The organism is Pseudomonas sp. WS 5146, assembly GCF_012985495.1.
GTDB lineage: Bacteria > Pseudomonadota > Gammaproteobacteria > Pseudomonadales > Pseudomonadaceae > Aquipseudomonas > Aquipseudomonas edaphica.
This window is the reverse complement of record NZ_JAAQWL010000001.1, coordinates 737,354-763,402: the sequence shown is the minus strand read 5'-3', so window position 1 is coordinate 763,402 and position 26,049 is coordinate 737,354. Positions and strand designations below refer to the sequence as shown.

The following is a 26,049-nucleotide window of genomic DNA, read 5'->3' as shown; positions in this document are numbered from 1 at the left end:
TACAGATCCTCCAGTGAACAAAAGTTACAGAGTCAGGAAGCCGGCGTAGAGGCCATAAGCAGCCACCAGGGCGCCAATGACTACCGCGGCGAAAATCAGCTTCTCGACGTTGGTGAAAATCGGTTTGCCCAGTTCATGCTTGGCCTTGGCGAACAGGATCACGCCGGGGGCATACAGCAGGGCGGAGAGCAGCAGGTACTTGGTGCCACCGGCGTAGAGCAGCCACACCGCGTAGATCAACGCGATGGCGCCGATGAACAGGTCTTTCTTGCGCTCGCGCAGGGCGTTTTCGTAGGTCTCGCCGCGCACCGCCAGCAGCAGTGCATAGGCCGCCGACCACAGGTAAGGCACCAGGATCATCGAGGTGGCGAGGTAGATCAGCGACAGGTAAGTGCTGGCCGAAAACAGCGTGATGACCAGGAAAACCTGGACCATCGCATTGGTCAGCCACAGGGCATTGACCGGCACGTGGTTGGCGTTTTCCTTACGCAGGAACTCCGGCATGGTGTGGTCCTTGGCGGCGGCGAACATGATCTCCGCACACAGCAGCACCCACGACAGCAGCGCACCCAACAGCGAGATGATCAAGCCGACGCTGATCAAGACCGCGCCCCAGTGGCCCACCACATGCTCCAGCACGGCAGCCATCGAAGGGTTCTGCAGTTTGGCCAGTTCCGGTTGGGTCATGATGCCCAGGGACAGCACGTTCACCAGCATCAAAAACAGCAGCACGGTGATAAAACCGATTACGGTGGCCTTGCCGACGTCGCTGCGTTTTTCCGCACGGGACGAGAAGATGCTCGCGCCTTCGATGCCGATAAACACCCACACGGTGACCAGCATCATGTTGCGCACCTGGTTCATCACGCTGCCCAGGTCGGGGTTTTTCACGCCCCAGATGTCGGCGGTGAAAATGTCCAGCTTGAACGCGAACACAGCGATCAACACGAACAGCACCAGCGGCACCACTTTGGCGACGGTGGTCACCAGGTTGATGAACGCCGCTTCCTTGATGCCGCGCAGTACCAGAAAGTGCACGGCCCACAGCAGCACCGAGGCGCCAATCACCGCAGCGGGTGTGTTGCCTTCGCCAAAGATCGGGAAGAAGTAACCGAGGGTGCTGAACAGCAACACGAAGTAACCGACGTTACCCAGCCAGGCGCTGATCCAGTAACCCCACGCCGATGAGAAGCCCATGTAGTCGCCGAAGCCGGCCTTGGCGTAGGCGTACACGCCGCCGTCGAGGTCAGGTTTGCGGTTGGCCAGGGTCTGGAACACAAACGCCAGGGTGAGCATGCCGATGGCGGTAATGACCCAGCCGATCAACACCGCGCCGACATCGGCGCTGGCGGCCATGTTTTGCGGCAGTGAGAAGATCCCGCCGCCAATCATTGAGCCCACGACCAGCGCAACCAGGGCGCCGAGTCGAAGTTTTCCGGGAGTGTCAGACATTGCATGACTCCAATGCAGGAGAAGAGAGAGCACAGAATAATTCTGTGCGCTGATCAAACAGCTGACTTAGATCACGTCATTGGCACATTCCATTGTGAATTAATGACTTAGGGGTAAGATCCCGGGGCAATAGTTTGCCCCGCAAAGGCGCTTTCCAGAGCGGCTCCTGCGTTTTGATCAAGCATTTAGTCCGAGGTGTGGACGTTTGACCCTGGCCCGCTTTGTCGAATGTGCAAACTTTTCTCAATTAACGGGTTAAGTCTGCAAAAACTGGCCAAGTGCCTGCTCTATTTAAAATCTAAATAAGCTTAAACTTTATAAACTGTCATGCCGTTGCGTTATGAGCGTGACGGTTTTATCGCTGTCTTTAATAAACGCTGCACTCGCTGATTTAATTAGTTGAGTGCGCGCTTGTTCTCTCAAACTATTTTATTTCAGGAGTTTGCATGTCCCAACCGGCCGAGAAACTACGTCTCAGCGCGCTGATTGCCCTGGTGGTGGGCTCAATGATTGGCGGCGGGATTTTCTCTTTGCCGCAGAACATGGCCGCACGCGCCGAAGTGGGCGCGGTGTTGATCGGCTGGGCCATCACCGCCGTCGGCATGCTCACCCTGGCGTTTGTGTTCCAGACCCTGGCCAATCGCAAACCTGAACTGGATTCCGGCGTGTACGCCTACGCCAAGGCCGGGTTCGGTGACTACATGGGGTTTTCGTCGGCCTGGGGCTACTGGATCAGTGCGTGGATGGGCAACGTCGGTTACTTCGTGTTGCTGTTCAGCACCCTCGGCTACTTTTTCCCGGTGTTCGGCCAGGGCAATACACCAGTCGCCATCGGCTGCGCCTCACTGCTGCTGTGGGCCGTGCATTTTCTGGTGCTGCGCGGCATCAAGGAGGCGGCGTTCATCAACCAGATCACCACAGTGGCGAAGATCGTGCCGTTGCTGATGTTTATCGTGATCGCCGCCGTGGCGTTCAAGGCGGATATTTTCACCCGTGATATCTGGGGCCTGGGCAACCCGCAATTTGGCAGCGTGGTCGATCAGGTGCGCAACATGATGCTGGTCACCGTGTTCGTGTTTATCGGCATCGAGGGCGCCAGCGTGTATTCGGCGCGCGCCGAGAAGCGCTCGGACGTGGGCCGCGCCACCGTGATCGGCTTTCTCGGCGTGCTGGCACTGTTGGTGCTGGTGAATGTGCTGTCCCTGGGGATCATGAGCCAGCCGGAGCTGGCGCAATTGCAAAACCCTTCACTGGCGGGTGTGCTGGAGCATATCGTCGGGCCGTGGGGCGCGATGGCGATCAGCATCGGGTTGGCCGTGTCACTGCTCGGCGCCTTGCTCTCATGGGCGCTGCTGTGTGCGGAAATCCTCTACGCCACTGCCCATGACAAGACCATGCCGGCCTTCCTGAAAAAGGAAAACCCCAACCGGGTGCCGGTCAACGCGCTGTGGCTGACCAACCTGATGATCCAGGTGTTCCTGGTGATCACGCTGTTTTCCCACAGCACCTACACCACCCTGATCTACCTGGCCTCGTCGATGATCCTGGTGCCGTACCTGTGGTCGGCGGCCTACGCGGTGCTGTTGAGCGGGCGCGGTGAAACCTATGCCGGTGCCCAGCGCCAGCGCTATAAGGATTTGCTGGTCGGCCTGATCGCCCTCGGCTATGCCGTCTGGCTGCTGTACGCCGGCGGCTTGAAGTACCTGCTGCTCTCGGCGCTGTTGTATGCGCCCGGCGTGATCCTGTTTGCCCTGGCCAAGCGCGAGCAGGGCCAGCCCTTGTTTACGCACATGGAAAAGGGCATTTTCAGCTGCGTGATCGCGGGCGCGGGGCTGGCGGCTTATGGGCTGTATAGCGGGGTGTTGTCGTTGTGAGATTGGCGTATCAGCCGCCCTATGACTGGGCGGCAATGCTGGGTTTTTTATCGGCGCGGGCGATCACCGGGCTGGAGACCGTTGAGGCCGGCGTGTATCGGCGCAGCATCAGCGTGAACGGGCAGCACGGCTGCATCAGCGTGGCACCGGGTGCGGGCGATTGGCTGGAAGTGGGTGTTGAGTTCCCCGACGCGGCGGCGCTGCCCGAGATCGAGCGGCGCCTGCGGGCCATGTTCGATCTGGACGCCCGGCCTGGGTTGATCAATGCGCAGCTGGCCGCCGACCCGTTGATGGCACAACTGGTGGCTGCGCGCCCTGGCCTGCGAGTGCCGGGGACGTGGGACGGTTTGGAACTGGCGATTCGTGCGGTGCTGGGCCAGCAGATCACGGTGGTCGCGGCCATTCGCCTGGCGGGTAAATTGGTGGTGCAGTATGGCCAGCCGCTGCAAACGCCCTATGCCGGTATTACCCATGTGTTTCCTGTTGCCGAAGTCTTGGCGGCGGCGGACCTCGCGACCTTGGGCATGCCCAAGGCGCGGGGCCGTACTTTGTCAGGTGTGGCTCAGGCGTTGCTGGAAGATCCGCAGTTATTTGCACCCAAGGCCAACCTCAAGGACGGCGTGGCGCGGCTGGTGGCCTTGCCGGGAATCGGCGACTGGACCGCGCAGTACATCGCCATGCGTCAGTTGCGTGAGCCGGATGCGTTTGCGTCGGGGGATATTGGTTTGATCAATGCGCTGGCGGCACTGGAAGGCGCGCCGGTGTCGGCGCGGCAGTTGTTGGCGCGTGCCGAGGCGTGGCGGCCTTTAAGGGCGTATGCGGCGCAGCATTTGTGGACGTCGTTGAGTCGGGGGGATTGAGGGTGGCTGTCAGGGCCTCATCGCAGGCAAGCCAGCTCCCACATTTGACTGTGGCCACACTTTCAATGTGTGAGAGCCAGCTTCCACATTTGACTGTGACCACACTTTCAATGTGTGAGAGCCAGCTTCCACATTTGACTGTGACCACACTTTCAATGTGTGAGAGCCAGGTCCCACATTTGACTGTGTTCACACATCCAATGTGGGAGCTGGCTTGCCTGCGATAGCGATCTCAAGTCACCACTGAGCCCGATGTGAGCCCAATTCGCCGGCGGGCAAATCCCACTGCAACGGCGTGCCACTGATGGTCACCGGCGCCAGCAAACGATGCGCCTGGCCCCACGCCGTCTGCTCCACCACCAAGCCCTGATCGCCCGGTTCTTCAGCCCGCAACGCCGGCTGCTCCGGCACGTGCCCGGCCTCCACCAGCAACTTCGCCGTGCGCGCCAATGACAACCGCGCCGAACCACCGCGCCCGGTTTTCAGCCGCTCACTCAACGCTTGAATCGCACTGGCCGCCATCAAATACCCGGTCGCATGATCCAGCGCCTGCAACGGCAGCGGCACCGGTTTATCTGCCTGTTTCCACGCCATGCCAGCGTCGGCAATCCCGCTGCTCATCTGCACCAAACTGTCGAAGCCGCGACGGTTACGCCACGGGCCGCTCCAGCCGTAGGCGTTGAGGCTCACGTCGATCAGGCCGGGGGCGAGGTTTTGCAGTTCAGTGGCGGTGTAGCCCAACTGCTCCAGTGCGTCGGCGCGGTAGCCGTGGAACAGGATGTCGGCGTCCTTGAGCAAGCTTTCGAACACCTGGCGGTCTTCAGCACTTTTAAGGTCCAGGCGTGCGCAGCGTTTGCCCAGGGTCATTTCCGGTACTACGCCGGGCTCGTTCCAGGTCGGCGAGTCGATGCGCAGTACATCTGCGCCCAAACCTGCGAGAAAACGACTGGCCACGGGGCCGGCCAACACGCGGGTCAAATCCAGCACCTTGATGCCGGCCAGCGGGCGCGCCACCGAGCCGAGCCAAGGGGTGTCGCAGGGGGTGTTGAAGGCCTGGCGCTGCACCAATGCCTCGGCATTCACCGCCAACCCCTGCGGATGGGTTTGCCAGGCCTGCCATGTACGCATCTGCGCCGCGCAACCGCCGGCATCGACGATCGCCTGTTCCAGTTCGGCGGCGTTCCAGGTCGCGACTTTACTGGCCATCTCGGCGCGGTCCTTGACCTTGCCCAGTACGCGCTCGGCGGCGGCACGGTGATGGGGCGCATTGGTGTGCAAACGGATCCAGCCGTCGACGCTGGCGTAGTCGCCGGCTACCGGGTCCCACAGCGGCGGTACTTGCCAGCCCACCGGGCGAATCGAGGAGGAGAACCAGAAGGAAGCGAGGCGCCGGTCCACGCTCACGCTGGGCAAGCGCCCGGTTTGTTGCCGGATAAGTTGAGCAACCGCCTGGCCGGCAGCGCCGAGGCTGGCGCTGGCCAGTTCGGTCACGGCAAAGGTCGAGGGCAGGGCGCCGGCCTCGGTAAACGTCAGCGGGGTTTGCGGTAGATCGAGTGCGGCTTGGATGGGTGTCAGCAGGTCAGTCATCAAAGGCCCTCCGTTAGAGAAGGGCCACTATAGAAGATCCTCACACGGCTGTGACCACTCCCGGCTCCAACGGCAAGTCGATGCTGGCGATAAAACCGCCGTCCGGGTGATTGCCCAGGATCAGGCTGCCGCCATGGCGTTCGGCGGCGCGACGGGCAATCGCCAGGCCCAGCCCGTGGCCTTGTGCGGCCTGGCCAGGCGCGCGATAAAACGGCTCGCCCAACTGGCTCAGGTGTTCGGCTTCAACGCCGGGGCCGTGGTCGCGCACGCTGATCAGGATGCGCTCGCCCTGGTGCCGGGCGCTTAGCTCGATCGGCTGGCCCACGGGGTTAAAGCGCTGGGCGTTACGCAGCAGGTTGTCCACGGCGCGCTCGATCATGGTCGGCCAGCCCTTGAGGTGCAGCTCGGGCTCGGCGCTCAGTTGCACCATCTGTTCCGGCGCACTGAGTTGGGCATCCTTTTGCAAGGTCCTGAGCAGTGGGGTGAGGTCGACGTCTTCGGCGCTGGCGTTGTCGGCATCCACGCGGGCCAGCACCAGAATCTCGCTGATCAGCGCTTCCAGGCGGTCGCACTCGCGGGTCAGGCGCGGCCACAGCCGTTCGCGTTCTTCCGGGCTGGCGCGTTCGGCCAGGGCCAGGGCAATACGCAGGCGGGCCAGCGGTGAGCGCAGTTCGTGGGACACATCGCGCAGCAACTGGCGCTGGCTGCCGATCAGGCTTTGCAGGCGCGCGCCCATGCGGTTGAAGTCGGTGGCGAGCACGCCGAACTCATCGCGGCGGTTGGCCAGTTGCGCCAGGCTGTTTTGCTGATAGGTGGTCTGGCCCAGGTCATGCACCGCACCGCGCAGGCGGCTGAGTGGGCGGGTGATGGACAAGGTCACCAGCAGGCTGAACAACGTCAGTACCACCAGGGCAATCGCCAGCGCGCTAAACGGCCACAGCAGGCTGCTGCGGTGCCAGGCGTCCAGTTCCGGGTTGGGGATGCGGTAGATCAGCAGGTACGTGTCCCCGGTTTTTTCACTGGTGTACTCGGCGGTCAGGCGGCGCCAGGGCAAGTGGCTGTCCTGGTTGTCATTCTGGCGGGCTTCGAAGGCGGCGGCGCGACGTGGGAACGTGCCGCGTACCACCGGGTCGCCGCTTTCGTTGAGTACCTGCACGTCGATGTGGTACTGGCGTTTGCGTTGTTGCAGCAAATCCTGGGCGGCGTCCTCACCTTGGGCTTCGTAGAGTTGCGTCCACTCTTGCGCCAGGTTGTTGAGGCCGGGATGGCGGCTGAGAATCCAGGCGTCCTGGTTGAGCATGTGCCCAAGCAGGATCGACAGCCCGGCAACCAAGGCGATGGCCAGCCAGAAACTGGCCAGGATGCGCCAGAACAATGAACGCACAGGAAACCCTCAAGCAGGAAAAGCCCAGCGGCGTGAGCCACTGGGCTGGGGAGGTAACGCTAGAGCATTATTGCGCTTTTTGCGGCTGTTGCGCTTTCCAGGCCTGGAATTCCTTCCACTCGGCGCGGCGCTCGGCTTGCTTCTTGACGATCTCGTCGAATTTCTTCTGTTGATCGGGTTTTAGCACGGCACGGATGTCAGCCTGGGTTTTCTGTTTGCCGGCGGCGATTTCATCCTGCATGGCTTTCTGGTCAGCAGCCGGCAGCTTGTCCAGGTACTTTTTGACCAGGTCTTTGCGGGCGTGCCATTGGTCACCCATCAATTTGCCGATTTGCTGGCGCTGTTCCTTGGTCAGGTCCAGCTGGCTGAAGGGGCCGCCTTTGCCACGCGGACCGTGTTCACCGCCGTGGCCCGGGCCACCCATCATGTGGCCTTCTGGGCCGCCCATCGGGCCTGGGCCTTCTGGCATTGCGGCCATGGCAACGGTCGGCAGGGCAGCGGCGAACATCAGAGCGATAAGGGTCTTGCGCATGGTGTTTCTCCTGTCTCTATTCCGGTGAGTCCGGATGTGAGTAGGTTACGCAGCGCAAGGTCAGCGGCGGTCAGGGGAGGGTAAAGCTTGGGTAAAGAGGGTTTTGATGTGAACTGACAAAACTGTCGGATTGATGCGATCAAGTGTGGGAGCTGGCTTGCCTGCGAATGCGGCGGGTCAGCTACATAGATGCAAGCTGACCCTGCGCTATCGCAGGCAAGCCAGCTCCCACTGGGCAATTGATCGTTCCCACGCTCTGCGTGGGAATGCATACCGTGACGCTCTGCGTCACCGGCGTACACAGCGGGACGCAGAGCGTCCCCGGCGGCATTACCACGCGGAGCGTGGGAACGATCTTTAAACGATCTTTAAAGGCTGTAGTAGTAGCCGCGGCTGCGCAGCGCCACGATCCGTGGCCGACCATCCGGGTGTGGGCCGATCTTTTTGCGCAGGTTGCTCACGTGCATGTCCAGGCTGCGGTCGTACAGAGTGAGCTTGCGGCCCAGGGCGATCTGCGCCAGTTCCTGCTTGTCCAGCGGCTCGCCGGGCTGGCGCAGCAAGGCTTCGAGCAGGCGGCTTTCGGACACGGTGAGGGTGAATTCCTGCTCGTCGATGCTGACCACACCGCGCACCGGGCTGAAGCACAAATCGCCCAGTTCCATCTGCGTCGACACGGCGGCCGGGTGGCTGCGGCGCAGCACGGCGCGCAGGCGCGCAGTCAGCTCGCGCGGGTCACAGGGCTTGGCCAGGTAATCGTCGGCACCCAGTTCCAGGCCGAGGATACGGTCCAGCGGTTCGCCACGGGCCGAGAGCATCACCACCGGCAATTCCGGGTGGTCATTGCGCAATTGCTTGAGCAACTCCAGGCCGCTGCCATCCGGCAGCATCACGTCAAGCACGACGGCGGCGGGTGCGGCTTCGGCCAGGGCTTTGCGCGCGCTCACGCCGTCGTGGCAGGCGCGCACCTGGAAACCTTCCTGGCTCAGCCAACTGGTCAGCAGCTCACAGAGCTCCTGGTCATCATCTATCAGTAACAGCTCGCTCATGACTCACTCAATTTAGCCATTGTCGACGGCGACGGTGCCCACCACTGGCGAAGATCCCGCACAGCAGGGCGATCAGTGCGACGGCCGCGCCCGTGACAAACCACTGTTGTTGCTCGGTCAGCCAGCGGGTCAAGGCGCCGCCTTGTGTCTCTTTGAGTTGCTGGACCAGGCGTTGGTTCTCCTGGCGCAAGCGACTCAGTTGAGCGCTTTCACGTGCATTCTCGGTGCTTTGCAGTTGTTTGCTCAATTCTTCACGCAGCCGTTCGCTTTCTTTCAAGCGTTGCTGCAACTCGGTGATCTGGCTGCCGGCGCCCAGGGACAAGGGCGTGGAGCTGCCGGTGTTTGAGGTTTCTTCCGCATGGGCGCTCGCCCCGATCATTAACACTGCCAACAGACACAACGGACGTAAGCGCATCGGAACTCCTGATTCCACACGAATATTCAGAACGTTGTCGGCAGGTTACCGAGAATAATGAGCAATTAGGAGCGCGCCGAACCGATTAGGTTCAGCGCAGCCGGGCTTAAGGCAGGACTTGCTTGAACGGCTTGATCACTACATCAGCGTAGACGCCTGCGGCGATGTACGGGTCGGCGTTGGCCCAGGCCTGGGCGTCGGCCAGCGAGGCGAACTCGGCAATGATCAGGCTGCCGGTGAAGCCGGCGGCGCCTGGGTCATTGCTGTCGACGGCCGGGTGCGGGCCTGCGATCACCAGGCGACCTTCGGCTTGCAGGGTTTTCAGGCGCTCAACGTGCGCCGGACGCACGCTCAGGCGTTTTTCCAGCGAATCGGCAACGTCGGTGGCAATGATGGCGTAGAGCATGTCAGTCCTCGGTTTTCGGCGTGGTAGGGGCGGTGTCATGCAGATGGCGCGACAGGTAGATACCTTGGCCGATCAGGAACAATACGGTCATGCCCAGGCTACCGAAGACTTTGAAGTCGACCCAGTAATCCTGGAAGGTAAAGGCCACGAACAGGTTGGCGGCGCCGCAGAACAGGAAAAACACGATCCAGGCCACGTTCAAACGCGTCCATACCGGCTCCGGCAGGGTCAGCGCGTGGCCCATGATGCGCTTGATCAACAAGCGGTCACCAATGAAGTGGCTGCCGATAAACACCAGCGCGAACAGCCAGTTCACTACCGGGGCTTTCCATTTAAGGAAGGTTTCGCTGTGAAAGGCCAGGGTCAGGCCGCCGAACACCAGGCAGGCAACCAGGGTGAGCCATTGGCTTTTTTCCAGTTTGCGCTGGGAAATGAAAATGGCGCCGTAGACTACGATAGAACTGACGATCAGCACGGCAGTGGCGCTGTAGATGCCCCCGAACGAGAGCGGATGACCGGCGATATCGATGACCCTGGGGTCGAGTTTGGTAACGATGAAAAACAGCAACAGCGGGATGAAGTCGATGAATTGTTTCACAGTAAGAGCCAGAAGCTGGATGTGGCGGCATAATAACAAACATCCTTGGTAGCGAAAGCGCCAGCTGACTTGAGGTTACACACTCCCGTGAATGTTGATTTGCACTGCCACAGCACGGCCTCCGATGGCGCCCTGGCGCCCGCGGTACTGGTTGCGCGTGCGTTTGAAAAAGGCGTGCGAGTCTTGTCGTTGACCGACCACGACACCCTCGAAGGCCTCGACGAGGCCCGCACGGCGGCGCATGCCTTGGGCATGCAACTGGTCAACGGCGTGGAATTGTCCTGTACCTGGGGCGGCGCCACCATTCATGTGCTCGGCTACGGCTTCGATCAAAACGCCGCGCCTTTGGTGGCGGCCATCGCCCAATTGCACGATGGCCGTTGGCTGAGGTCCGAAGAAATAAGCCGCAAGCTCAGCCTTAAAGGCATGCCCAATGCGCTCGACGGCGCCCGCGCCATCCAGCAAGAGCTGGGCGACAGCGGCAACGCGCCGGCCCGCCCGCACTTTGCCGACTGGATGGTGCGTGAAGGTTTCGTCAAGGACCGCGCCGAAGCGTTTCGCAAATGGCTGGGCGCCGGCAAGTTGGGTGATGTGAAGCAACACTGGCCGACGCTGGAAGATACAGTCGGCACATTGCGTGCCTCCGGAGCCTGGGTGAGCCTGGCGCATCCCTGGCATTACGATTTCACCCGCAGCAAGCGCCGCAAGCTGATTGCCGACTATATTGGAGCGGGCGGCCACGCAATCGAAGTGGTCAACGGGCATCAACCCGCTGAGCAGGTGGGCAGCCTGGCGATTCTTGCTCGCGAATTTGGTTTGCTGGTCAGCGCCGGCAGTGATTTTCATGGCCCAGGCGGCTGGTCCGAGATTGGCGAGTACCGCCAGGTCCCGGAAGACTTGCCGCTGTTGTGGGGGCGATTCAAGCATGACCCCATTATTGCCACCGTCTGAACAGGTAGAACACGTGAGTCAATTCTTCCAGATTCATCCGGAAAACCCTCAAGCGCGCCTGATTAAACAGGCCGTGGAGATCATTCGCGCCGGTGGCGTGGTGATCTACCCAACGGATTCGTCCTACGCCATTGGTTGCCAGATCGGCGACAAGAGCGCAGTTGAACGGGTCAGACGCCTGCGTGACCTGGACAAAAACCACAACTTTGCGCTGATCTGCAGCGACTTGTCGCAACTGGGGCTGTTCGCCAAAGTCGACACCGGCACCTTCCGTCTGCTCAAGGCGCACACGCCGGGGCCGTACACCTTTATTCTGAATGCCACCCGCGAAGTGCCGCGCCTGTTGCTGCACCCCAAAAAGCGCACCATCGGCCTGCGTGTGCCCGAGCACCCGATTGCCCTGGCGTTGCTGGCAGAACTGGGTGAGCCGTTGATGAGCGTGTCGCTGATTTTGCCCGGTGAAGAAGAGCCGCTGTACGACCCTTACGAGATGCGCCGCCTGCTGGAAAAACACGTCGATCTGATCATTGACGGCGGCTACGGCGGCAACAAGGCGTCCACTGTGATCAACCTGGCCGACGGCGAGCCGGAAGTGGTGCGCGTGGGCTGCGGCGACCCGACGCCGTTTATGGTCGAGGCCTGAATGTCGGCCGTGGAAACCGCTGATCCCCAGGCGGGCGCCCAGCAGGAACTGCCATTTGCCATGGTGTATGGCCAGGCGGTCATGGAAATGCCGCTGGACCTGTATATTCCGCCGGATGCGCTGGAGGTCTTTCTTGAGGCCTTCGAAGGCCCGCTGGATTTGCTGCTGTACCTGATTCGCAAGCAGAACATCAATATCCTCGACATCCCGGTGGCAGAAATCACTCGCCAGTACATGGGGTATGTCGAGTTGATGCAGTCGGTACGCCTGGAATTGGCCGCCGAGTACCTGGTGATGGCCGCCATGCTCGCCGAGATCAAGTCGCGCATGCTGTTGCCGCGTTCCGAGACCATTGAGGCCGAAGAAGACGACCCGCGGGCCGAGCTGATCCGCCGTCTGCAAGAATATGAACGCTTCAAGGCCGCCGCCGAAGGCATCGACGGCTTGAGCCGCGTGGGCCGTGATGTGGTGGTGCCCAAGCTCGATGCCCCGGAAGCCCGGGCGCGCAAGCTGTTGCCGGATGTGAGCCTGGAAGAATTGCTGATGTCCATGGCCGAGGTGCTGCGCCGGGGTGACATGTTTGAAAGCCACCAGGTCAGCCGCGAAGCGCTGTCGACCCGCGAGCGCATGAGCGATGTGCTGGAGCGCCTCAAGGGCGGCGGCTTTGTGCCGTTTGTCGAGCTGTTTACCAAAGAGGAAGGGCGCCTGGGGGTGGTGGTGACCTTTATGGCCATCCTCGAACTGGTCAAGGAATCCTTGGTCGAGCTGGTCCAGAATGAGCCTTTTGCGGCTATCCACGTGCGGGCGCGAGCCGAATAAAGAGCTGAATCGATGAATCTGACTGAACCCCGCGAACTGGCGCCCTTGCTGGAAGCCTTTCTCCTGGCCTCGGGTAAACCGCAATCCCTGGAACGCTTGTTCGAGTTGTTTGAAGAGGCCGAGCGCCCTGAACCACCGGTGTTCAAGAAGGCGCTGGAGATTCTGCGCAAGTCCTGCGACGGCCGCGCCTTTGAACTGCGCGAAGTGGCGTCAGGTTATCGCTTGCAGATCCGTGAGAAATTTTCCCCGTGGGTCGGCCGCTTGTGGGAAGAGCGCCCGCAGCGTTATTCCCGCGCGATGCTGGAGACCATGGCACTGATTGCCTACCGCCAGCCCATCACGCGGGGCGAGATTGAGGATGTGCGGGGTGTGGCGGTCAACAGCCATATCGTCAAGACACTGCTGGAGCGCGAGTGGATCCGCATTGTCGGCTACCGCGACGTGCCCGGCAAACCGGCGATGTTTGCCACCACCAAGGTGTTTCTCGACCACTTCAACCTGAAAAACCTCGACGACCTGCCGCCGCTTGCCGAACTGCGCGAGATGGAAGCCGAGCCGGTGCTCGACTTCGACGACGCGCCGGTGCCGGCCAGCCTGCAGGAGCTGGCCGACGCCACCGCCGAGCCGGAAGAGCCGAAGGACGAAACCAGTTTCCATACCTTGCTGCTTGAACTGGATGATATGGAGCAGGGCATCAAGACTGACTTTGATGACTTGCTGCGTGATGGCGCGGCTGAGCCTGAAACCCAGGTGAACGTTGAGGTTGAGCCGCAAGTCGAACCGGAACCTGAGCCTGAACCCGGAGAAGACATCCTCGGCGTGGCCGAAGCCCGTGAAAAGCTCCTGGCCGCTGTTGCCGCCCTTGAACAGCCGCCTTTGAGCGATGAAGAAGACGAAGCCCGGGCGCTGGCTGAGGCCATCGAGGCCGAACGCCGCCAGTTCGAGGACTGACCCGCTCTGCCAGACACTGGAAACCCTGTGGGAGCTGGCTTGCCTGCGATGGCATCACCACGGTGTAACAGTAAAACCGTGGCGCCTGCATCGCAGGCAAGCCAGCTCCCACAGAAAAGCCAGCTTACTGGGAGGATTCAAATGAGTTCCACCAAAGACCCTTGCATCAGCATCTGCAAATTCGCCGATGACATCTGCGTCGGCTGTGGCCGCAGCAAGCGCGAAATCCGCGCCTGGAAGAAGCTCGACAAAACCGACAAACGCACCGTTCTGGCCGAAGCCGAGCTGCGCCTGCTGGCCCTGGGCGCCACCGGTCGGCGGAAAAGCAAATGACTTGGGCCTTATCGACTAGTCTGTGATGCGAAACCCGCGCCATGCGCGTATGATTCGCGACCCTTTGCCGATCTATTCGGCCAAAGCCCCGCTTTCAATACTCTTCAGGCCACGCCTGAATCGACCCACCGGGAGGTGCTTAAGATGAACGACCAAGACCAGAACGACAGCCAGGAAATCGGCCCAGCAGGCGAAAAACTGCAAAAGGTGCTGGCGCGTATCGGCGTGGGCTCACGCCGCGACGTCGAAGCCTGGATCACCCAGAAGCGCATCAAGGTCAATGGCGTCGAGGCTACCCTCGGCCAGCGCGTCGACCTGCACGATGCAATCACCATTGATGGCAAAGTCATCAAGCGTGAAGAGGCCGCCGAATCGGTGCGCCGCGTGATCATGTACAACAAGCCCGACGGCGAGATCTGCACCCGTGACGACCCGGAAGGCCGTCCGACCGTGTTCGACAAGATGCCCAAGCCCAAAGAAGGCCGCTGGATCAACATCGGCCGCCTGGACATCAACACCACTGGCTTGCTGATGTTCACCACCGACGGTGAGCTGGCCAACCGCTTGATGCACCCGTCCTACGAGATGGACCGTGAGTACGCTGTACGTGTACGCGGCGAAGTCGATGACGAGATGATCGAACGCCTCAAGGCTGGCGTGGTGCTGGAAGACGGCCCGGCCAAGTTCACCGACATCAAGCAGGCGCCCGGTGGCGAAGGTTTCAACCACTGGTACCACTGCGTGGTGATGGAAGGCCGTAACCGTGAAGTACGTCGCCTGTGGGAATCCCAGGGCCTGGTGGTCAGCCGCCTGAAGCGCGTGCGTTTCGGCCCGGTGTTCCTCAACTCCGACCTGCCGATGGGCCGCTGGCGCGAAATGAGCCAGTACGAAGTCGACATCCTCAGTGCCGAAGTCGGCCTGACGCCGGTGGCCATGCCGCAGATGAACGCCAAGAGCAAAGACAAGCTTGAGCGTATGCAGCGTAAATCTTCGCGCCCTGTTGCGCGTACCGAGCGTGTTGCACGCACCTTGCGCCCTGCGCTGAATGCACCGGCGACCGGTGGGCGTATCTCCCGTGAGCCGCACATCGAAGGCGAGCGTCGCCCAACCGCGCCATCGCGTCAGGAAGGCGAGCGTGCGCCACGCACCCCGCGTCCTGCCCGTGGTGAAGCGCCAAGCGGCGGCCGTAGCAACCGTGGTGAAGCGGACCGCCCAGCGGACAACGCCAGCACCAAGCGCCCAGCCAAGCCCGCGGCGAACAAGCGCCCTGGTCCGAAACTGGTCGCCGACGAGCCGTCGGGCAAGCGCCGTGGCGCGCCGGCCGGTTCCGGTCAGCGTCCGGGTTTTGGTCGCAAGAAGCCGCAGTGATTTGATTGCGGCATAAAAAAACGCCAACCCTCGGGTTGGCGTTTTTTTTGGACCTTGATTTGAAATGCTTTCAAGTGTGGGAGCTGGCTTGCCTGCGATGACATCAGCTCGGTTCAACTGAAGGACCGAGGTGTCTGCATCGCAGGCAAGCCAGCTCCCACAGGGATCCGCTTTGTTTCAACGAGGTGTGTTTAGAACGCAAACCTGCCATCAAACACCGGCTTGTCATCCAGTGCCAACACGCCACTGGCGAAGATCAGGTCCAGGTGATGGCTGCCTTTCTGCCCGCCACCCAAGCCCAGGTGTAACCCGCAATGGCGCTCCTCGAAGCCGGCATTGCGTGCATACAAGTCTTTCACGCCCTCGTTGGTGCCAATCCCCAATTCCTCCACACGGCGGTTGGACGGGTTGGCATTCAGGTATTTATTGAAGTCGTCCGCCAGCCCTGGCACCTCGCTGGCCACGCTGCAAACCGTCGAGTTCTCGATCCACAGCTCCAGCGGTGATTGCAGCACGCCGTACTTACGCGCAAACGGGATGGTGCTGAGGAAGGTGCCAACAAACCGCACCTGGCCATTGATGGCTTCGCTGTGGGTGGCGATTTCGCCTGGTGCCAGGTCGTGGTTGCCGACCCCGTTGATATTGGTCCACTTCTTGATGCTGCTCAGTGGCGCTTCAAGGCGGGAGCCGTGCTTGTCGGTAAAGCTCAGCACGTTGGCCTGGGACATGCGCCGGATCAGCGTAGCGTTGAGGTCGGCGATGCGCTGCGGCTCGACGCTGAAGGTGTCGTAGAAATAGTCGCCATAATCCTTGAACAGCAGGGATTTCTTCCAGTGTTCGGCCATCACGCCTTGCAGGGCGCGAATAAAATCCGGGCCTTCGGCACGTGGGTTGGGCAGGGTCGAAGAGTCATACAGAAACAGGTACAGGTCGCAGGCTTCGATGGCGTGGGCCAGGGTGTCGCTGGGCGTGAGGTCCAGGCGCTGGCATTGGAAGTTGAAGCGTGCGGCGCTGCTGTGGGTGATTGCTTCGGCGATGGCGTCGTAGCGCTCGGTATGGCCCAGCAACACCGTCGGGCGGCTCAGGCCGTTGAGTGCCGGGTGGTGTGCGAGGTAGTAGAGGAAGTGTTCGACGGCGCGGGCCTTGTCCATGACGGGTGTCCTTCTGTGCCTTGGGTAAGGGGGCAGGTGCCGTGCACAGCACCTGCCGGATGCCTGCCGGGTGTTAGAAAGGCCACATCGCAGTGCCAAAGGGCACGACGGCATCGGCTTGCATCATTTCAACGGCGGCCTCATGGGTCGGCGCTTCAAACCAATCGTCGAGTTGCAGTTCGGTTTCCAGGTCGTTTTCCAGTGCTTGCATGGTATTTCTCCTAGAGGACGTTGTTTGAGAACGGCTTGCCAACGGGCTTCGCTGGCAAGTGAAAGAACCTAGGAGAGAGTGTTTGGAAATGCAAAATATTTATTGACACGGTCTCATTTGAATTTTTTCTTCTGTTTTTTCAGTGTGTTTTTTTATCCAGAAAAAACAGCAAATTGGCTGAACCGATTTTTCAAAAACTTCCCACTGACAGTTTTCCGTTAGCTGACGAAAAAGTCTGCCTGTAACGCTGATTTTCCGGGGTGTAACGTTTAATTTACGAGTTTGTCCGGGTGTTACTGAGTGTCGTCCAGCTGTAAGGATTAGCTTACAGTTTGGTGTGTGCACTCTGTTGGGGCGTGCTGAAGCTGTCGAGCGGTGTACAATGCGCCGCGTTTTACTGTGACCCCCTTGCGTATCCACGCAAAAGGCCAAGACCTCAGGGTTTACCCACCCTGATCACTCCGTGCGGCCACGAGTCGGACGGGTTCGATTTCGTCACAGATAAAAACAAACAGGTGACGCATGACCGTTAGAAAGACGCTGTACTCCTGGTGCCTGCGCTGGGGTTTGAGCGGCGCTGCTTGAGTCGGTAATTCAAGGCAGCAACCTGCATTCGACATTCTCAAACCTTGCGTGAGACCCTTTTCATGAGTGGACCCCAATCTTCTTCAGGCGAGCTGAAACGCGGCCTGAAAAATCGGCATATCCAGTTGATCGCCCTCGGTGGCGCCATCGGCACCGGCCTGTTCCTGGGCTCGGCCGGCGTGCTCAAATCCGCCGGCCCTTCGATGATCCTGGGTTATGCCATCTGCGGCTTCATCGCCTTCATGATCATGCGCCAGCTCGGCGAAATGATCGTCGAAGAGCCGGTCGCCGGTTCCTTCAGCCACTTTGCCCATAAGTACTGGGGCGGTTTCGCCGGCTTCCTGTCGGGCTGGAACTGCTGGATTTTGTACATCCTGGTAGGCATGTCGGAGCTGACTGCGGTCGGCAAGTATGTGCACTACTGGTGGCCGGAGATCCCGACCTGGGTCTCGGCGGCGGCGTTCTTCGTATTGATCAACCTGATCAACCTGGCCAACGTCAAAGTCTTCGGTGAGGCCGAATTCTGGTTCGCCATCATCAAAGTCGTGGCTATCGTCGGCATGATTGCCCTGGGCAGCTATTTGCTGGTCAGCGGCAGCGGCGGTCCGCAAGCGTCGGTGAGCAACCTGTGGGACCACGGTGGGTTCTTCCCCCATGGCGTCGGCGGTTTGGTGATGGCCATGGCGATCATCATGTTCTCGTTCGGTGGTCTGGAAATGCTCGGTTTTACCGCCGCCGAGGCCGATCAGCCACGTACGGTGATCCCCAAGGCGATCAATCAGGTGATCTACCGCATCCTGATTTTCTACATCGGCGCCCTGGTGGTGCTGTTGTCGCTGACGCCGTGGGACAGCCTGCTGGCGACCCTTAACGCGTCCGGCGATGCCTACAGCGGCAGCCCATTCGTGCAGGTGTTCTCGATGCTGGGCAGCAACACCGCCGCGCACATCCTCAACTTCGTGGTGCTGACGGCGGCATTGTCGGTGTACAACAGTGGCACCTACTGCAACAGCCGCATGCTGCTGGGCATGGCTGAGCAGGGTGATGCGCCCAAGGCATTGGCCAAAATCGACAAGCGCGGCGTGCCGGTGCGCTCGATCCTCGCCTCGGCAGCGGTCACTCTGGTGGCGGTGTTGATGAACTACTTCATCCCGCAACACGCGCTGGAGTTGTTGATGTCGCTGGTGGTTGCCACCCTGGTAATCAACTGGGCGATGATCAGCTTTTCGCACTTCAAGTTCCGCCAACACATGAACCGCACCGGCCAGGTGCCGCTGTTCAAGGCGCTGTGGTATCCGTATGGCAATTACATCTGCCTGGCGTTCGTGGTGTTTATCCTGGTGATCATGCTGATGATTCCGGGGATTCAGGTGTCGGTATACGCAATCCCGGTGTGGGTAGCGTTCATGGCGGTGTGTTACTGGATCAAGAACAAGCGCAGTGCTGAAGCCGCATTGACCACGGCAAATGCAGCGCTGAAGTAAGCGACGCTCCATCGGCGATTAATACCCCTCTATTGAGGGGTATTTTTTTGCGATGCGATTCATCGGCTGTTTGCAATAACGCCACTCATGTAGGCGTTCAAGTCGCGAAAATCCTTGACGCTCCAGGCATGCGGCGCAACCTTCACACCATTGTCTTGCAGGGTTTTTGGGATCAGGTTGCCATTGGGGCGAAGGATCACCGAAGACACAATAACGCCCGGATAATCCGCCAGCCGTTTTTTGAAAGCAGGCGTTGTGAGGTCGGGCGTGGGCGGGCTGCTTTTCCTGGCCAATGGCCCGGAGGCCTTGAGGTCCGGGCCGTGGCACATGGCGCATCGCTGTGAATACAGGTTTTTGCCGTTGGCAGTGTCCGCGACGGACAGTGGCGTTTGAATGAGTGATAAAGTGCCGAGCACAGTGATGAATAGCCTTTTCATATTCCTGCGTCCTTGTTGTTTATGTTGTTGTGGCTCGTTGCCTAAGGTTTTTGATTGATGCTGGTAATTTCCAACAACGTGCACTTGCCCGATGCCGAGATCGAGTTGACCGCCATTCGCGCCCAGGGCGCCGGTGGGCAGAACGTCAACAAGGTGTCGAGCGCGGTGCACCTGCGGTTTGATATCCCGGCTTCATCGTTGCCGGCGTTCTATAAGGAGCGTTTGCTGGCGCTGCGTGACAGTCGTATCACCAGTGAAGGTGTGTTGGTGCTCAAGGCTCAGCAATACCGCACTCAGGAACAGAACCGTGCCGATGCGCTGGAGCGCCTGGTGGAGTTGATCCTCAGCGCCACCAAGGTCGAAAAAAAGCGCCGCCCGACCAAACCCACCCTGGGTTCGAAAAAGCGTCGCCTGGAATCCAAGACCAAGCGCGGCAGCATCAAGGCCGGGCGCGGCAAGGTCGACTTCTAGGCGCCTCTCGCCTCGCGGGCCTTGGGGGCTTGCCGGTACAGGTAAACACTCAGCAGCAGACCACCGACCGACGCGAGGGCGGCAAACAGGAATATCGACGCAAAGCCGAAGCCTGCCGCCACTGCCCCGGCCAGTGGGCCGGTGATACCCAATGACAAGTCGATAAACAGCGAATAAGCCCCCACCGCCGCCCCACGGCTGGAGGCCGGCACCAGGTTGACGGCTTCTACGCCCAGTGCTGGAAACACCAGCGAAAAGCCAAACCCGCTCAACGCCGCACCGGCCAGCGCCCATTGCGCGTCGGGTGCCAGCCACAGCAACAACAGGCCAAGGGCTTCTACCGACAGGCAGGCAATCGCCACACGAAAGCCGCCGATCCGGTTGATCAAATTGCCGAACAACAGGCGCGCGCCGATAAAACTGGCGCCGAACAGGCTCAATGCCCACACCGCGTTGTCCCAATGCTGGGTGGTGTAATACAGGGTGATAAAGGTGGCGATGGTGCCAAAACCAATCGAACCCAACGCCAGGGCACAGCCGTGTGGCAGTACGCGGCCGAGCACATTCATGAAGGGCAGGCGCACGCCGGCCACAATTGGCGCGGCTTCCTTGTTCCAGGCCAACAGCACGCCGAGCACCGCCAGCAGGATGATGCTGACGCCCATGCTCCACAGCCCCAAGTGGCTGACCAGCAGCACACCCAGCGGCGCACCGATGGCCAGCGCGCCGTAGCTGGCGATGCCATTCCACGAGATGACCTTGGCCGTGTTGGCGGCGCCGACCCGGCCGATGCCCCAGCCGATGGCGCCAGAGCCCACCAGGCTTTCCGCGCTGCCCAGCACCAGTCGGCCAATCAGCAGGCTGATCAGGCTGATGCCTGGCAGGCTGGAAAACCACGCCGCCAGCAACATGAACACGCCGCTCAGGCCGCAACCGACCAAGCCGATCAGCACCGCGCGCTTGCTGCCCAGGTTATCGATGATTTTGCCGGCATACGGACGGCTCAGCAGGGTGGCCAGGTATTGCACGCTGATTACCAAGCCCGCGATAACTGCGCCGTAGCCCAGTTGGCTGTGCACATAGCCCGGCAATACGGCCAGGGGAATACCGATGTTGAGGTAGCCGATAAAGGTAAACAGCACGATGGAAACGACTTGCAGCGTGACCGCCATGGGGCGCTGGGTATCTGGCATGGGGGAGGTCCACCGTCGCAGCAGGTAAAGATAGGCTGCTAATGATACCGATGCTTTGGCTTGTGCAGGGCGGTAAAAAGCAAAACGTCAGCTCAAAAAGACATCAGGCTTGAGGCGGGGCCAGCATTTGCGTGGTCACCAGGGCGGCCAAGGCGTTTTCCTGGGTGCCAAAACGCTTGAGCAGCAGGGCTTGTTTGTCGGCGCTGAGGCGGTTCCAGACTTCGATCATCTGCAAGGCAGCGTCCAGTACTGCGGCGTCGGGGGTGTCGGGGAGGGATTCGGTCATGGCGGGGGTCTCGATGATTCAGGCAGTGTGGAAAGCGCTTGAAGTGCGCTTTCCACACGGTCTGGTACGGCGTCAGTCCTGGCGTTTGCTGTCGACTGGTTTTGCTTCTTTGGCTTCAGGCTGTTTGTCACTGGCCTGCTGCGGTGTTGGCTGCTCAGTTGGGTGCAGGCTTGGGAAGGGGAGATTAGGTATCTCGTGCATCGTCGTCGCTCCTCGCAAGATCTGTTTTATCAATCGCAGGTGATTCCGCGCTCTCAAAAAGCCTTGGCAGGATACAGCACTGAAAATGACAAAAAGAATTTTATGTCGGCGGATGTGCGAATTTTTATTTTTTTGCGCAAGTGGCATGGGGTCGCAGGCTGGGTGGCTGGGTGGCTGGGTGGCTGGGTGGCTGTTGGGTTTGGGGGCATATCCGTTATTTGGGTGATGGCTGAGTAGGGTTCCGCTCTTACAGCGGGTCACTTTTGGAAAGACCTCAAAAAGGCACCTTCCCCAAAATCATGTCGCGATACATCACAAAATCCCCCAGCAAACTGTAGAAGGGATGTTGAAACGTTGCAGGCCGGTTCTTTTCGAAGAAGAAGTGCCCGATCCAGGCAAAGGTGTAGCCGGCGACCGGTAATGCGAGCAGTAACCCCAACGAGCCACGGCCAATGGCATAAGCCAGAATCCCAATCACCAGGGTGGTGCCAATAAAGTGCAGGCGCCGGCAGGTGCTGTTGGCGTGCTCGCTCAGGTAATAAGGGTAGAACTCAGCGAAGCTGTTGAATTGCTTGACGTTTTCCACAGTGATCGGCCCTGGGCTGGTGATGCCGCCCAACAGATGTTCGGCGGGGAGCTTATTTGAGTCTAGAGTGATCAGTGGTAACAGCCAGTGACAATAGATGCCACTTTAGTATCCTTGGCTTCCTGGCTGCCGTTTAAGCCTGCCTTTTTCAAGAAGACGCCATGAGCGAACGAACAACTTCTGCAAGCTGGGCAATGGGCATCGTCAAAGCGTTGGAAATGGACGGCCTGGATTGCCGTGTCTTGTTCAAGCAACTGGGCCTGGACTACGCCGCGCTCAGTGACCCTGATGCACGTTTTGCGCAAGACTCCATGACCCGGCTGTGGCAGCGCGCTGTCGAGCTGTCAGGCAACCCCGCGATCGGCTTGAACATGGGCAAGGTGGTGCGCCCGGCGTCGTTTCATGTGGCGGGTTACGCCTTGATGTCCAGCAACACCCTGGCCGAAGGTTTTATGCGCCTGGTGCGTTACCAACGCATCATCGCCGAAAGCGCCGACTTGAGTTTTCGCCTGTTACCTGAAGGCTATGCGCTGATTCTGACGGTGCATGGCGATCACCTGCCGCCGACCCGGCAAAGCGCTGAAGCCTCGTTGGCCAGTGCCCTGGCATTATGTGGCTGGCTGACTGGCCGCACCCTGCAGCCACGCAAGGTAATGTTGCAAGGTGACCAACCGGCCGATCTGGCGCCCTATAAGCAAGCATTCCATGCGCCTATGGAGTTCAATGCGCCCTATGATGCGCTGATTTTCGAACAGGCCGACATGGATGCACCGTTGCCCACCGCCAATGAGGCGATGGCGCTGCTGCATGATCGGTTTGCCGGTGAATACCTGGCGCGGTTTTCCGAGAGCCGCGTGACCCACAAGGCGCGCCAGGTGCTGTGCCGCTTGTTGCCCCAGGGTGAGCCCAAGCGCGAAGTGGTGGCACAGACCCTGCACTTGTCTCAGCGCACGTTACAGCGGCGTTTGCAGGAGGAGGGCACCAGTTTCCAGACGTTGCTCGACGATACGCGTCGCGAGCTTGCCGAACAGTACCTGGCGCAGCCGAGTATGACCTTGCTGGAAATCGCCTACCTGTTGGGCTTTGCCGACCCGAGTAATTTCTTCCGCGCGTTCCGCCGCTGGTTCGACGTCACGCCCGGCGAGTACCGGGTGCGGCTGCTGCAGGCATCGACGGTCAGTGGCGCCAAAACGCCGGAATGCACAGAACAAACACGGTAATAATCTCCAGCCTTCCCAGCAGCATGCCGAATGACAAGATCCACTTGGCCGCATCCGGCAGGCTGGCGAAGTTACCGGCCGGGCCGATGGTTTCGCCCAGGCCCGGGCCAACACCGGACACGGTGCTGGCGGCACCGGTCAGTGCGGTCATCCAGTCCAGACCCAGCAGTGACAGGGCCAGGGCGATGGCGCAGATGGTGATAGCGAAGAAAAACGAAAAGGTCAGGATCGAGCGCACGATCTCTTCGTCGAGACGGTGGCCGTTGTACTTCTGCTTGATCACTGCGCGTGGGTGGATCAGTTGGTTCAGGTTGGCCTTGAGCAGGATGTAGGCGACCTGGAAGCGGAAGATCTTGATCCCGCCCGCCGTCGAGCCCGAACAGCCGCCGATAAAACCCAGGTAGAAGAACAGCATCAGCGAGAAATTGCCCCACAGGCTGTAGTCCCCCAGCGCAAAGCCGGTCGTGGTCACCACCGACGTAACGTTCAGGGCAACATGGCGCAGGGCATCCAGCCAGTGCAGGTTGGTCGTCCACCAGTACCAGGTGCCGAGTACCAGCCACGTCACGATCAGCAAACCGAGCAAGCCTTGCACTTGCTGATCCTTGATCAGCGCCCGGCGGTTGCCGCGCAATGTGGCCACATACAGGGTGAACGGCAAGCTGCCGAGGATCATCACCACCACCGCTACCCAGTGCACCGCCGGTTGTTTCCAGTGGGCCAGGGATTCATCGGAGGTGGAAAACCCGCCGGTGGAAATTGCTGACATCGCGTGGTTGATCGCATCAAACAAGCCCATGCCGGCCCACCAGAACGCCAGGCTGCCCAGGATGGTGATGCCCACATACGCTGCCACGATCAGGCGCGCCACCATGTGCGAGCGCGGCATGACTTTTTCTGAGCGGTCCGAGGATTCGGTCTGGAACAGGCGCATGCCACCAATGCGCAGCAGCGGCAGGATCGCCACCGCCATGCCGATAAAGCCGATGCCGCCCAGCCAGTGCAACATTGAACGCCACATCAGGATGCCAGGGGACATGCTGTCCAAACCGCTCAGGACGGTGGAGCCGGTGGCGGTGATGCCCGACATGCTTTCAAAGAACGAATCGGTGTAGCTGATGTGCTGGGTCAGCAGAAACGGCAGCGCGGCGAAGATGCACACCACCAGCCAGCTGGTGACGGTCAGCAGGTACATGTCCCGGGGGCGCAGGTGCACGTGTTCGGGGCGGCCGGGGATAACCAGGGCCAAACCCGCAAGGAAGGTGATCATGCTGGCCCACAGGAACGAGGGCAGGTCGCTGGTGCGTTCGAAGATCACCAGGGTGGCCATCGGGATGACCATGGCGATCGCGAGGGTGATCAGGAAGATGCCGATGATGAAACCGATGATACGCAGGGTCGGCAACGCCATGAAGAAAGCTCGGGTTTGAGAGAGTGGCGCCATTCTACCTGCGGTGCGGGTCTTGTAAACCGGGGTGTACGAGGCGAAGCAGTTCGACTGTGGGAGCTGGCTTGCCTGGGATGGCGACCTGTCAGCCACCCATACGTAGCAGACCCATCGCTATCGCAGGCAAGCCAGCTCCCACAGTGGATATGGGAAGGGGGGAACGCGCACAAAAAAGGCGACCCGAAGGTCGCCTTATTCAGCGCAGGATCAATCAGAACTCGTGATCAGCGTTATCCGGGTTCAAATCACTGATGCCCAGCTTGCCCGCGGCGGTTTCGATCGCGCCGGTCTGCTTGACCAGTGCCGCAATCGCGTCACGCACGATCTGGTTGCCCTTGTCGTTACCGGCCGCGATCAGTTGGTCGTAGTGCTCACCGGCGTTGGCCTGGTCAACCATGACCTGGATCTTCGCTTCGGTCGACGCCAGGTCGGCCTTGAGCGCCGAGTCGGCGGCTGGATCGGCCTTGGCCACCAGCGACGAGAGGCTTGCGCCGGTCATTTTGGTGCCGTCGGTGCGGGTGTACTCGCCCAGGTAGACGTTGCGGATGCCCTTGGCGTCGTAGAAGTGCGAGTTGTGGGTGTTGTCGCTGAAGCAATCCTGTTCGTCTTCCGGCGAGTTGGCTTCCAGGGAAACCTTCATGCGCTCACCGGCCAGTTCGCCCAGGGACAGGCTGCCCATGCCGAACAGCATTTTGCGCAGGCCGTCGGTGGCAGGTTCTGCTTCCAGGGTGGCGCGGTAGTTGTCGTCGACCTTGGGTTTCCAGTTGCCGACCATTTCTTCCAGGTCGCTGACCAGCAGTTGGGTCACAGCGCGCAGGTAAGTGCGACGGCGCTCGTTGTTACCGCCGGTGGCACCGTCGCCGGTCATGTAGTCGGATGCCGGGCGGTTGCCTGCGCCTGGGCCGGTGCCGTTGAGGTCCTGGCCCCAGAGCAGGAACTCGATGGCGTGGTAGCCGGTGGCGACGTTGGCTTCGGAACCGCCCAGTTCATTGAGGCTGGCGAGTTTTTCCGGGGTGATTTCCTTGACGTCGACCTTGTCTTCGCCCACCTGGATCTCTGTGTTGGCGATGATGTTGGCGTTGGCGCCCGGGTTACCCAGCGCGTGCTCGTAGGATTTGTCTACGTAGTCGATCAGGCCTTCGTCCAGGGGCCAGGCGTTCACTTGGCCTTCCCAGTCGTCGATGATGGTGTTGCCGAAGCGGAACACTTCACTTTGCAAGTACGGCACACGGGCGGCGACCCAGGCGGTGCGGGCTGCTTTCAGGGTGTCGTCGCTCGGGTTGGCGAGGAAGGTGTCGATTGCGGTTTGCAGGGTCTTCGCGGTGGATTCGGCGTCGCTGTACACCGCGAACACCATGTCGGCGTAATGCGCGACAACGGCCTTGGCGGCTGCTTCGTCGACCTGGCCGGCAGGCGTGGCAGCCGCTGGAGCGGTGGTGCTGACTGCCGGGGTCGGCGCGGCGGCCTTGTCTTTACCTTCGCCGCAACCGGCGAGAGAAATGGCAATGGCCAGCAGACTGGCGGTGGCCAGGGGCATACGAATCATGGCGAACATCCT

Annotated in this window: 28 protein-coding genes; 12 read left to right on the top strand and 16 right to left on the bottom strand. The window is 60.6% G+C overall.

Features of this window, described 5'->3' with window-relative positions; all coding sequences use genetic code 11:
* Positions 1-24 precede the first annotated feature (24 nt).
* Positions 25-1,452: an arginine-ornithine antiporter gene (gene arcD, locus HBO41_RS03495; protein WP_017139152.1), complete on the bottom strand. Its 1,428-nt coding sequence runs from the start codon at positions 1,450-1,452 to the stop codon at positions 25-27.
* 446 nt (positions 1,453-1,898) lie between these two features.
* On the opposite strand from arcD (HBO41_RS03495), the gene arcD (HBO41_RS03490) reads away from it, so the two are divergent.
* Both arcD (HBO41_RS03490) and HBO41_RS03485 read left to right on the top strand, forming a co-directional pair.
* Positions 1,899-3,326: an arginine-ornithine antiporter gene (arcD, locus tag HBO41_RS03490; protein ID WP_056858596.1), complete on the top strand. Its 1,428-nt coding sequence runs from the start codon at positions 1,899-1,901 to the stop codon at positions 3,324-3,326.
* Positions 3,323-4,186, top strand: coding sequence for a DNA-3-methyladenine glycosylase (locus tag HBO41_RS03485; protein WP_017139153.1), 864 nt, complete (start codon positions 3,323-3,325; stop codon positions 4,184-4,186). Before arcD (HBO41_RS03490) ends, HBO41_RS03485 begins: the two co-directional genes overlap by 4 nt.
* A gap of 237 nt (positions 4,187-4,423) precedes the next feature.
* On the opposite strand, the gene HBO41_RS03480 is transcribed toward HBO41_RS03485, so the two are convergent.
* The 7 genes from HBO41_RS03480 to HBO41_RS03450 form a co-directional block, all read right to left on the bottom strand.
* The gene (locus HBO41_RS03480) at positions 4,424-5,773 is read right to left on the bottom strand and encodes a CoA transferase (protein ID WP_169985130.1); all 1,350 of its coding nucleotides are present in this window, start codon (positions 5,771-5,773) and stop codon (positions 4,424-4,426) included.
* 40 nt (positions 5,774-5,813) lie between these two features.
* A complete protein-coding gene (locus tag HBO41_RS03475) occupies positions 5,814-7,157 on the bottom strand; it encodes a HAMP domain-containing sensor histidine kinase (RefSeq protein WP_017139155.1) in 1,344 nt (447 codons plus the stop codon).
* A gap of 67 nt (positions 7,158-7,224) precedes the next feature.
* Positions 7,225-7,689, bottom strand: coding sequence for an LTXXQ domain-containing protein (locus tag HBO41_RS03470; RefSeq protein ID WP_017139156.1), 465 nt, complete (start codon positions 7,687-7,689; stop codon positions 7,225-7,227).
* A gap of 368 nt (positions 7,690-8,057) precedes the next feature.
* Positions 8,058-8,735 (bottom strand): response regulator transcription factor, encoded by a 678-nt coding sequence (locus HBO41_RS03465; protein ID WP_017139157.1) that lies wholly within the window; start codon positions 8,733-8,735, stop codon positions 8,058-8,060.
* A gap of 7 nt (positions 8,736-8,742) precedes the next feature.
* The gene (locus HBO41_RS03460; protein WP_017139158.1) at positions 8,743-9,150 is read right to left on the bottom strand and encodes a translation initiation factor 2; all 408 of its coding nucleotides are present in this window, start codon (positions 9,148-9,150) and stop codon (positions 8,743-8,745) included.
* Between the two features lie 106 nt (positions 9,151-9,256).
* A complete protein-coding gene (locus HBO41_RS03455; protein WP_138453650.1) occupies positions 9,257-9,556 on the bottom strand; it encodes a YciI family protein in 300 nt (99 codons plus the stop codon).
* A 1-nt stretch (position 9,557) separates the two neighbouring features.
* Positions 9,558-10,154: a septation protein A gene (locus HBO41_RS03450; protein ID WP_099549410.1), complete on the bottom strand. Its 597-nt coding sequence runs from the start codon at positions 10,152-10,154 to the stop codon at positions 9,558-9,560.
* 87 nt (positions 10,155-10,241) lie between these two features.
* Here HBO41_RS03450 and HBO41_RS03445 point away from each other — a divergent pair, with 87 nt between their 5' ends.
* The 6 genes from HBO41_RS03445 (at position 10,242) to rluB (ending at position 15,219) form a co-directional block, all read left to right on the top strand.
* Complete coding sequence (locus HBO41_RS03445) at positions 10,242-11,105, top strand: PHP domain-containing protein (RefSeq protein WP_099549411.1); 864 nt, start codon at positions 10,242-10,244, stop codon at positions 11,103-11,105.
* A 13-nt stretch (positions 11,106-11,118) separates the two neighbouring features.
* Positions 11,119-11,748: an L-threonylcarbamoyladenylate synthase gene (locus HBO41_RS03440; RefSeq protein ID WP_017139161.1), complete on the top strand. Its 630-nt coding sequence runs from the start codon at positions 11,119-11,121 to the stop codon at positions 11,746-11,748.
* 120 nt (positions 11,749-11,868) lie between these two features.
* A complete protein-coding gene (locus HBO41_RS03435) occupies positions 11,869-12,567 on the top strand; it encodes a ScpA family protein (protein ID WP_169875663.1) in 699 nt (232 codons plus the stop codon).
* A gap of 12 nt (positions 12,568-12,579) precedes the next feature.
* Entirely contained in the window at positions 12,580-13,518 is a 939-nt protein-coding gene (scpB, locus tag HBO41_RS03430; protein ID WP_169985128.1) for an SMC-Scp complex subunit ScpB, read from the top strand.
* Between the two features lie 141 nt (positions 13,519-13,659).
* Positions 13,660-13,851, top strand: a complete 192-nt coding sequence (locus HBO41_RS03425; RefSeq protein ID WP_138454185.1) for a DUF1289 domain-containing protein — start codon at positions 13,660-13,662, stop codon at positions 13,849-13,851.
* Between the two features lie 144 nt (positions 13,852-13,995).
* Complete coding sequence (gene rluB, locus HBO41_RS03420) at positions 13,996-15,219, top strand: 23S rRNA pseudouridine(2605) synthase RluB (protein ID WP_017139164.1); 1,224 nt, start codon at positions 13,996-13,998, stop codon at positions 15,217-15,219.
* 191 nt (positions 15,220-15,410) lie between these two features.
* Here rluB and HBO41_RS03415 read toward each other — a convergent pair whose 3' ends face one another.
* Positions 15,411-16,370, bottom strand: coding sequence for a hypothetical protein (locus HBO41_RS03415; RefSeq protein ID WP_017139165.1), 960 nt, complete (start codon positions 16,368-16,370; stop codon positions 15,411-15,413).
* Between the two features lie 73 nt (positions 16,371-16,443).
* Positions 16,444-16,581 (bottom strand): hypothetical protein, encoded by a 138-nt coding sequence (locus HBO41_RS03410; RefSeq protein ID WP_003175756.1) that lies wholly within the window; start codon positions 16,579-16,581, stop codon positions 16,444-16,446.
* Positions 16,582-17,228: 647 nt separating this feature from the next.
* On the opposite strand from HBO41_RS03410, the gene HBO41_RS03405 reads away from it, so the two are divergent.
* The gene (locus HBO41_RS03405) at positions 17,229-18,650 is read left to right on the top strand and encodes an amino acid permease (RefSeq protein WP_017139166.1); all 1,422 of its coding nucleotides are present in this window, start codon (positions 17,229-17,231) and stop codon (positions 18,648-18,650) included.
* A 59-nt stretch (positions 18,651-18,709) separates the two neighbouring features.
* Here the strand turns inward: HBO41_RS03405 and HBO41_RS03400 are convergent, their stop codons facing one another.
* Positions 18,710-19,087, bottom strand: coding sequence for a cytochrome c (locus HBO41_RS03400; protein WP_138453797.1), 378 nt, complete (start codon positions 19,085-19,087; stop codon positions 18,710-18,712).
* A 57-nt stretch (positions 19,088-19,144) separates the two neighbouring features.
* Between HBO41_RS03400 and arfB the strand changes: the two genes are divergently transcribed.
* Positions 19,145-19,558 (top strand): alternative ribosome rescue aminoacyl-tRNA hydrolase ArfB, encoded by a 414-nt coding sequence (gene arfB / locus HBO41_RS03395; protein ID WP_017139168.1) that lies wholly within the window; start codon positions 19,145-19,147, stop codon positions 19,556-19,558.
* Here arfB and HBO41_RS03390 read toward each other — a convergent pair.
* Together HBO41_RS03390 and HBO41_RS03385 are read right to left on the bottom strand one after the other, a co-directional pair.
* Entirely contained in the window at positions 19,555-20,751 is a 1,197-nt protein-coding gene (locus HBO41_RS03390) for an MFS transporter (protein ID WP_099549416.1), read from the bottom strand. The genes arfB and HBO41_RS03390 overlap by 4 nt on opposite strands.
* Positions 20,752-20,854: 103 nt before the next feature.
* Positions 20,855-21,037 carry a hypothetical protein gene (locus tag HBO41_RS03385; RefSeq protein WP_138453795.1) on the bottom strand — a complete coding sequence of 61 codons (183 nt, stop codon included), beginning with the start codon at positions 21,035-21,037 and terminating at the stop codon, positions 20,855-20,857.
* 195 nt (positions 21,038-21,232) lie between these two features.
* Here HBO41_RS03385 and HBO41_RS03380 point away from each other — a divergent pair, with 195 nt between their 5' ends.
* Entirely contained in the window at positions 21,233-21,475 is a 243-nt protein-coding gene (locus HBO41_RS03380) for a hypothetical protein (RefSeq protein ID WP_169985126.1), read from the top strand.
* A gap of 37 nt (positions 21,476-21,512) precedes the next feature.
* Here the strand turns inward: HBO41_RS03380 and HBO41_RS03375 are convergent, their stop codons facing one another.
* Positions 21,513-21,824 (bottom strand): DUF962 domain-containing protein, encoded by a 312-nt coding sequence (locus tag HBO41_RS03375; protein WP_099550496.1) that lies wholly within the window; start codon positions 21,822-21,824, stop codon positions 21,513-21,515.
* 161 nt (positions 21,825-21,985) lie between these two features.
* Between HBO41_RS03375 and HBO41_RS03370 the strand changes: the two genes are divergently transcribed.
* Positions 21,986-23,044 carry an AraC family transcriptional regulator gene (locus HBO41_RS03370; protein WP_017139172.1) on the top strand — a complete coding sequence of 353 codons (1,059 nt, stop codon included), beginning with the start codon at positions 21,986-21,988 and terminating at the stop codon, positions 23,042-23,044.
* On the opposite strand, the gene HBO41_RS03365 is transcribed toward HBO41_RS03370, so the two are convergent.
* Positions 23,001-24,455 (bottom strand): TrkH family potassium uptake protein, encoded by a 1,455-nt coding sequence (locus tag HBO41_RS03365; protein WP_017139173.1) that lies wholly within the window; start codon positions 24,453-24,455, stop codon positions 23,001-23,003. The two genes, HBO41_RS03370 and HBO41_RS03365, sit on opposite strands and share 44 nt — an antisense overlap.
* A gap of 247 nt (positions 24,456-24,702) precedes the next feature.
* Positions 24,703-26,037, bottom strand: a complete 1,335-nt coding sequence (locus tag HBO41_RS03360) for an imelysin family protein (protein WP_017139174.1) — start codon at positions 26,035-26,037, stop codon at positions 24,703-24,705.
* Positions 26,038-26,049 lie beyond the last annotated feature (12 nt).

Coding starts and splice junctions, on each gene's coding strand:
- arcD (WP_017139152.1), bottom strand. CDS start 1,452: ATGTCTGACACTCCCGGAAAACTTCGACTCGGCGCCCTGGTTGCGCTG.
- arcD (WP_056858596.1), top strand. CDS start 1,899: ATGTCCCAACCGGCCGAGAAACTACGTCTCAGCGCGCTGATTGCCCTG.
- HBO41_RS03480 (WP_169985130.1), bottom strand. CDS start 5,773: ATGACTGACCTGCTGACACCCATCCAAGCCGCACTCGATCTACCGCAA.
- HBO41_RS03470 (WP_017139156.1), bottom strand. CDS start 7,689: ATGCGCAAGACCCTTATCGCTCTGATGTTCGCCGCTGCCCTGCCGACC.
- HBO41_RS03465 (WP_017139157.1), bottom strand. CDS start 8,735: ATGAGCGAGCTGTTACTGATAGATGATGACCAGGAGCTCTGTGAGCTG.
- HBO41_RS03460 (WP_017139158.1), bottom strand. CDS start 9,150: ATGCGCTTACGTCCGTTGTGTCTGTTGGCAGTGTTAATGATCGGGGCG.
- HBO41_RS03455 (WP_138453650.1), bottom strand. CDS start 9,556: ATGCTCTACGCCATCATTGCCACCGACGTTGCCGATTCGCTGGAAAAA.
- scpB (WP_169985128.1), top strand. CDS start 12,580: ATGAATCTGACTGAACCCCGCGAACTGGCGCCCTTGCTGGAAGCCTTT.
- HBO41_RS03425 (WP_138454185.1), top strand. CDS start 13,660: ATGAGTTCCACCAAAGACCCTTGCATCAGCATCTGCAAATTCGCCGAT.
- rluB (WP_017139164.1), top strand. CDS start 13,996: ATGAACGACCAAGACCAGAACGACAGCCAGGAAATCGGCCCAGCAGGC.
- HBO41_RS03415 (WP_017139165.1), bottom strand. CDS start 16,370: ATGGACAAGGCCCGCGCCGTCGAACACTTCCTCTACTACCTCGCACAC.
- HBO41_RS03410 (WP_003175756.1), bottom strand. CDS start 16,581: ATGCAAGCACTGGAAAACGACCTGGAAACCGAACTGCAACTCGACGAT.
- HBO41_RS03405 (WP_017139166.1), top strand. CDS start 17,229: ATGAGTGGACCCCAATCTTCTTCAGGCGAGCTGAAACGCGGCCTGAAA.
- HBO41_RS03400 (WP_138453797.1), bottom strand. CDS start 19,087: ATGAAAAGGCTATTCATCACTGTGCTCGGCACTTTATCACTCATTCAA.
- arfB (WP_017139168.1), top strand. CDS start 19,145: ATGCTGGTAATTTCCAACAACGTGCACTTGCCCGATGCCGAGATCGAG.
- HBO41_RS03390 (WP_099549416.1), bottom strand. CDS start 20,751: ATGCCAGATACCCAGCGCCCCATGGCGGTCACGCTGCAAGTCGTTTCC.
- HBO41_RS03385 (WP_138453795.1), bottom strand. CDS start 21,037: ATGACCGAATCCCTCCCCGACACCCCCGACGCCGCAGTACTGGACGCT.
- HBO41_RS03370 (WP_017139172.1), top strand. CDS start 21,986: ATGAGCGAACGAACAACTTCTGCAAGCTGGGCAATGGGCATCGTCAAA.
- HBO41_RS03365 (WP_017139173.1), bottom strand. CDS start 24,455: ATGGCGTTGCCGACCCTGCGTATCATCGGTTTCATCATCGGCATCTTC.
- HBO41_RS03360 (WP_017139174.1), bottom strand. CDS start 26,037: ATGATTCGTATGCCCCTGGCCACCGCCAGTCTGCTGGCCATTGCCATT.